Source organism: Chitinivorax sp. B (assembly GCF_005503445.1).
Taxonomy (GTDB): Bacteria; Pseudomonadota; Gammaproteobacteria; order Burkholderiales; family SCOH01; genus Chitinivorax.
On sequence record NZ_SCOH01000089.1, the window covers coordinates 1 to 6,279 of the forward strand.

At 51.1% G+C, this 6,279-nt stretch carries 3 protein-coding genes and 1 pseudogene; all 4 read right to left on the reverse strand.

Going from position 1 to position 6,279, the window contains the following annotated elements; all coding sequences use genetic code 11:
• Positions 1–425 precede the first annotated feature (425 nt).
• Positions 426–2,540, reverse strand: a complete 2,115-nt coding sequence (locus FFS57_RS24090) for a galactose oxidase-like domain-containing protein (RefSeq protein ID WP_249384154.1) — start codon at positions 2,538–2,540, stop codon at positions 426–428.
• A gap of 188 nt (positions 2,541–2,728) precedes the next feature.
• Positions 2,729–4,303, reverse strand: a complete 1,575-nt coding sequence (locus tag FFS57_RS24095) for an endo-beta-N-acetylglucosaminidase (protein WP_171014187.1) — start codon at positions 4,301–4,303, stop codon at positions 2,729–2,731.
• Between the two features lie 345 nt (positions 4,304–4,648).
• Positions 4,649–5,578, reverse strand: coding sequence for a LysR family transcriptional regulator (locus FFS57_RS24100; RefSeq protein WP_137940381.1), 930 nt, complete (start codon positions 5,576–5,578; stop codon positions 4,649–4,651).
• A 601-nt stretch (positions 5,579–6,179) separates the two neighbouring features.
• Positions 6,180–6,279 (reverse strand): annotated as a pseudogene (locus FFS57_RS24105) (IS5/IS1182 family transposase); the annotation flags it as partial.

The window sequence follows — 6,279 nt, forward strand, 5'->3', positions numbered from 1 at the left end:
TTGCTGGGCGTAGTGCAAGGCAAGATGGCGGAACTGGCCAGGAAAATTCTGATGGATCAACAGGATGCGCATGGGTGAAGCGATACAGCGGGATTTGTAAAAAGCTGTAAATTATAGCAGCTTTGCTGCAGTGCAGCGAGTGAAATATGCAGGTTGAGTATTGATTTTACAGGGGAATATGCCAGAGAAGGGCGAGGGTATTGGGTTTGAGACGAGGCTGGCAAAGTGACGGAGCCATGGAAACAGCTCGCGCTGGGCGCGAGCTGTTTCTATAGGGAAGAGAACACAGTATCGACAACCTCACGGTTAAGCCGACAGGGTGTCTGGTTTCCGGTGCTACTTTCAGTTGCGGTGCGGTCACCCCCACCTGCGGTGCAAGCAAGGCACTGGCGGCACTGTCAACTCAAGGGTAGGTTAAGAACAGATCAAGCAACACGTACCATTTTGGCAATCGATGGTTGACCTCTACCGTTGATTGCAAACAGCATGTAGTACCCCGGGGGCGCAACGTTTCCGTTTTGTGGTGCAGCAAGCGTAAACGTACCATTGCCCCCAACGTGCGACAGCTTCACCAATCGCTGATCGGTATTGGTGATGTGTGTTGTGACACCCAGGCGAATCAGGACAAAGCGATCAATATTGGTATCGCTGCTGACGTTTACCTGGAACCCATTGCCATATTTAACTTCTTGTGGTGCCGCCGTGATACTTGGGCGAATGCCATTGATGAACAAATAAGGTGGGCTATAGATTTCTGCATTCGTCTGATTGACGCTGCATGTACCACACTGTCCGCCACCCGCAGCCCAGACACGGCCATCCGGTAACAATACTGCTGTCGAATGATAGATGCGCGGCTTATTCATGGGTGCCAATACGGACCAGCGCTGCGAAGTCGGGTTATACAATTCCGGCGCCATCAGTGCTTTCTGGTCATTGAACAACAGGGAACGTGAGACGCCCCCCACTACCATGACCTGCCCATCCGGTAGCACGACGCCGTTCGCCTGATACCTTGGGAAGTGCATTGGCGAGGTCGACGATGCCTTGCCGGTCGCCAGATCGACAATATATGACTTGTTGTACGCAGGTACATCTGCTTCAACCTTTGAAGGGTCTTCGTCACCAAAGGCAGCAGCGCCACCAGCCAGCAATACACGATCCTGTTCAAAGTAAACAGTGGTCCCACCTTGTGCGTAGCCGTCAACCATTCCGGGGTTGTCTGCATCCATTCGACGAGCAGCAACGGTCGTCGCACCATCACCAGCGGTACTGTGCCAGCGCATGATCGGGCTTGGCGCCAGCTCCAGCAACTTGCCCGCCGTGCTCAAATAGACCTTGCGATAGTATTGGTGCCGTGCGGCGCCCTCACCACCGGTCCATTCTGGCTCGCCAGTATTGGGTAGATAGCGCCAGCTGCCGCCCGTCACACCGCCCGTACCAAGGGTGGAAGGTGTCCAGATCTCGGCACTCTTCTCTTTGTCGGCGTATTCGGCGCCGCCTGCGCCATCACCGCCAATTGAGAACACGCTACCATCCCCAAGGATAGTTGCCGAGTTGTACCATCGAGGGATTGCCAGATTGGCCTCCCGATACCATCTCCCCGACAGGTAATCGTAACTGGTCACATGGTTACGGATGGGCAGGTCACCGCCACCACCCACGACCAGCACACGACCATCTGCAGTCATGACCGAACCCGGACAAAACATCTCATGACCGGTGAACTCGTTTTTGATCGAGACTTGCAATGTTGCAGGGTCAAATGTCCCAGTGTAGGTGTTGTACACGCCGGTCTGATGGAAGGAATGGGTACCGGTACCTGACCAGAACAGAATCTTGCCATTCGGCAGCAACGTGGCGGATGAAGCCACGACCCCACCCAGTTCGATGGGGGCCGACCATTGCCCAGACTCGGACGGGACAGTCGACGAACGTTCAAACTTGGTTACAGTGAACAACTGATCGGCCCGGTCCTGACATACGCCCTGAACAAGTGCTGCACCGACTCCACCGGAAGCAACCATGCATTGACCACTTGCTGCCGACACCAACTGCATTCCATTTGCTTTTTCGACAAGCCGCCATTGCTTTGACAAGGCGGGCGTACCGCCACAATTGGCTTGGACCAGAATGGGCGCACCATTTGGTGCGACACCCTCCTGAATGGCCAGACAACTGCCTGTTTCTGGCACAGTTTTCACGGTGAAATTACCACCGCCTTTATTCAAGATGGTAAAGCGCTGACTGTTTGCACCGCTACATTCCCCCACCTTTACCGGCGCACCCGTGGCACCCGTCGTGGCCACACACAAGTCGGCTTGCCGATTCTTCAATTGATAGATAAACCCGCTTTCCGGCAGTGCCGCATACAGGTTCTGACAAGCGGCACCGGTAAACATCACGCCGATAACATAAGCCAGCCTTTTTCTGGGCTGGCTTGAAGGTATCTGCCGGCACTCACCGGAAACATGTGTTGAATAGACGGAATACTTATCCAATCCTGATTGTTCGATACTTCTGATGCCATCTATCTTCATATTCAAGCTAATTCTCCACTTCAAATTTTATTTTTTATTTTGCTGACTATATTCTTCTAACAGTTACGGCATGAATCTTCCCCCATGTACGTTATTCAGGATAAAAATGCCCTCGCTCGGCAATATATTCAAAAAAGATACCTGCCTGGAGAAACCAGGCAGGTATGCATCAACCTACATTGGGGACATCATTCCCCAAGGTATGGCCACATACTTTGTGGGTAATACCCGACATCCATATGTAGATTCAGCCCAGGGTAAACATTCAATGCGCCATTCACTTGCTGCCTCACGATTCGTATCGTGCAACTACGCTGGTATAGGCCTTCTGATGTTTTTGACAGTGATGAATAACAGAGCTGGGCATTGGATGCCGTGGCAATGTCACTGGGTTGGGATGGCTTGGCCTTAATCATCAAGGTATTCGGGTTAAGATACTTGATTGCACCAACCCATGATTTGGACTTCGTCGAATAGAAGACAGAGCGAGAAGTCAGGGTGATGTTGACATTCCCGTCTTGTGGAATCAGATACTGGCAGAGCGATGTGGTACCCGTATCGTCACACCCAAATTGATCCAGCTTGTAGGGACCCGTGACGCCAGCCCCGGTGACTGAGGCATATACACTTGGCGGTGTCCGCAGGGTGAGAATGGTTTCTGGATTAGGGGTGGACAGCGCAGCGGCATCACCAGCACAAAGCAGTTTGTTGACATCAGCCCCGGCCGGATAGCGCATTTTTGTATAATATTTGAAGCCCTGCCATTGCCCGGTGCCCTGAAAGAATTGGCATGCTGTCGACTTTGCAGCAGCCTGCCGATACAACATTCGAGTCGATCCCGGCATATTTCGCCAGAAAGGCTCGTCCAGAAACATCAGGTAGCTCTTGTTCTGGTATTTCGACATGACGCTGGCCGCATCAATTCCCACACTATTATCATGAATGGTCAAACCTAAATTGGCGATGCCATTATCATCGATATCAACAGGAATCACACCGGCGTTTTGCGGTACATAGGTGATGAAATCAACACCCTGCTTGCGATATTCAGGTAGCACATAATTCATTACCGATCGGATGTGCGTCATTTGGTTACGGTCATCCTGACCAATACTTTCCAGATTGATAAACCACCCATCAAGATTCAATTTCTTGGCAATGGCCGCCAACTTGTCCAATGCACCAACACGGTAACTTGCCTTCGATGTTTCATCCCAACCGGATCGACTGCCATAAAGCTCAGCTACCATACCGGCATGCCCACCATGTGCCGGATCCGCCAAAAATACCGTGCCATAGATTTTGACGCCATTGCGGTGTGCCGCATCGATCCATTTCGGGTCAGGTGCGAAAACATGGGCGCCAGTACTGGCCTCCCCACCAAATGCAATGAATCTCCTGATGAATGCCCAGTTCTGAAAAGTAACGGGCTCGGCAATATCCGTCGTCGACAGTGTTTTTACCGAAGGTCGAATCCGATAAATAGCCGTAAACTGCTTTTCGGCATTATCGGACACATGAGATGATGGTGTATGCCAACTCTCGATCAAATTGGTAGCTAGTGATGTAGTCGAGGGTGGAATATAACCTGACAGGTTATCTGGATTGACATCAGACAGCAGTGGGTACTGTTTGGAGTTATCACCCGCTGTTAATGCCCAAGTATGAGTTTTAAGCTCTGTTGACCACACCGATCCAGATGTTGCCAATAATACTGGCAATAGGATTGCGGTAAATTTTTTTTGAATCGTTCTGGCACTCATTTTATCTTCCTCCATACCCTGAATAGGTCAGGAGATTCTGTGCCACCATCCACTACACTGTAAAATGATTAAATCGAATCATTTGATTCTTTTTCCGCATTAATCAGATGTCATCAGATTTCTACCTTGTGCCATTCACTTGACTGATTCAACAAAATCATCAACCAGGCAGGTAGGACAAGATCGAACTTGCCAGCGATATTTAAATTTATGACTTTTGCATTTTCACTCGCGCACTTTTACGCAGAGCAAACGTACCTTTACCGCAAATTACGCTTTTGTCATCAATTAGCCAGAGGTTTTGGGTCCTTTCTCCTGCTTTGCGATTTATCTGCGACATACGCATCACACAGAAGAAGTGAGTTGCACCCCAGGACAGAATGTCATCTCTGGCAACACTTCATAAACAAGCTGCAGAAAAGTGGTTGCCACAGGCGACAGCGGGACTTCGTTACGGGTAAACACGTAGACATCACGTTGCAGCTGCGGCATATCAATCAGCCGGTATGACAAGTCACGGGCCGCGGGATGCGACGCTGCCAGTGCAGACAAAATACATGCGCCAACTCCGGCACGTATCAGGCAAAACTGCGTATCGAGATTGGCGATGGCAAAATTGGATGATACTTTCTGCCAAAGATCAGGCAGATGCCGCCCCAGGACATTCATGATGCTCGAATCCTCCTTATCACGAAGCAAAGGCATCGTCCATAAGGTTTCCAGCCCGATCAAACCATCTGGTATCGACACATCAGGTGGGAACATGACACCCAATTGCGCGGTCAGCAACTTTCGAATCTTCAATACATTGGTTGCAGCCCCCACATACGATCCAAAACCGATGTCAACCTCGCCCAGGGCAATGCGGCGAATGACACCCGCACTGGAATCGTCCAGCAAGTTGACATGTATGGCGGGAAAGCGATCACGCATCCGACGCAATACTTCGGTCAGCACAGTTGACGAGAACGCCGTTCCACATGCCACATGCAAGCTGCCTCGGCGGCCTGCGGACTGCTCCTTCAGATCAGCCAGCGACAATTCCAGATCATTGAGCAGGCGCTGCATGCCCGGGAGGAATATCGACCCATCGGGCGTCAACGTCACGCTGCGCGTTGTTCTGACAAACAGCGCCAAGCCCACTTCCTCCTCCAGCTCACGTATGGTCTTGGTCAGCGTGGACTGTGTCAGACACAGATTTCGAGCGGCGGCGGTGAAACTTTCAGTACAGGCAACAGCAACAAAAGCACGCAGGTGTCTAAGCGAAACATTCATAGCACATTCGAATAAAGCGATTCAATCAGTTCATTTTACGAAGGTCATCCACACCAGGGAAATACCGCTCCTATCCGGGTTTTCAGCCATCCATCCGGTCAAGGCCATTCCTACGGCATGAATCAAGGAATGTGAACCATGTCATATAGATTACCCATCAGCCAATCAGGACTTCCCGCAGTTAGGTCGAACTTTGGCATCATCCATTACACCAATCCGCCTCGATTACGACTGACCTGCGACCTTGTCGATTGATCAAGTGAACAGAATCACCGATGGAGAATGTTGTGAGAAAACATGCATGATCCATCTCACTTGCAGTTATCCCGGCCGGGCCGTTTCTTAACGCTCGGGTCGAAAAACTGGGTCTATCGTTCGGGGACAATCCAGAAGGGTTCGATGGCGCGTGTTGCCACGGATCGGCTCGATTCGTCACGCGAAGTGGCCTAAGCGTCTGTTCAAGGTCTATGATGAGCGGCCACCAGCGGGGTGAACCGCAGCGCAAAAACCGGCGTGTAGGGGTAATACATGGGGATATTGAGCAGCATGAGCCCCGATCGCGGTCGCGCAATAGGACATTGAACAGGTTCTAAGAGCCTGTTCAAAGTCTTTTGAGCAATAGAGCCAAGAAGGCGAGATGGATGAACTGCAAGCTGGTATTCAACTGCCGCTCACAGTTCTTCCACAGCCGCCGATGTTTT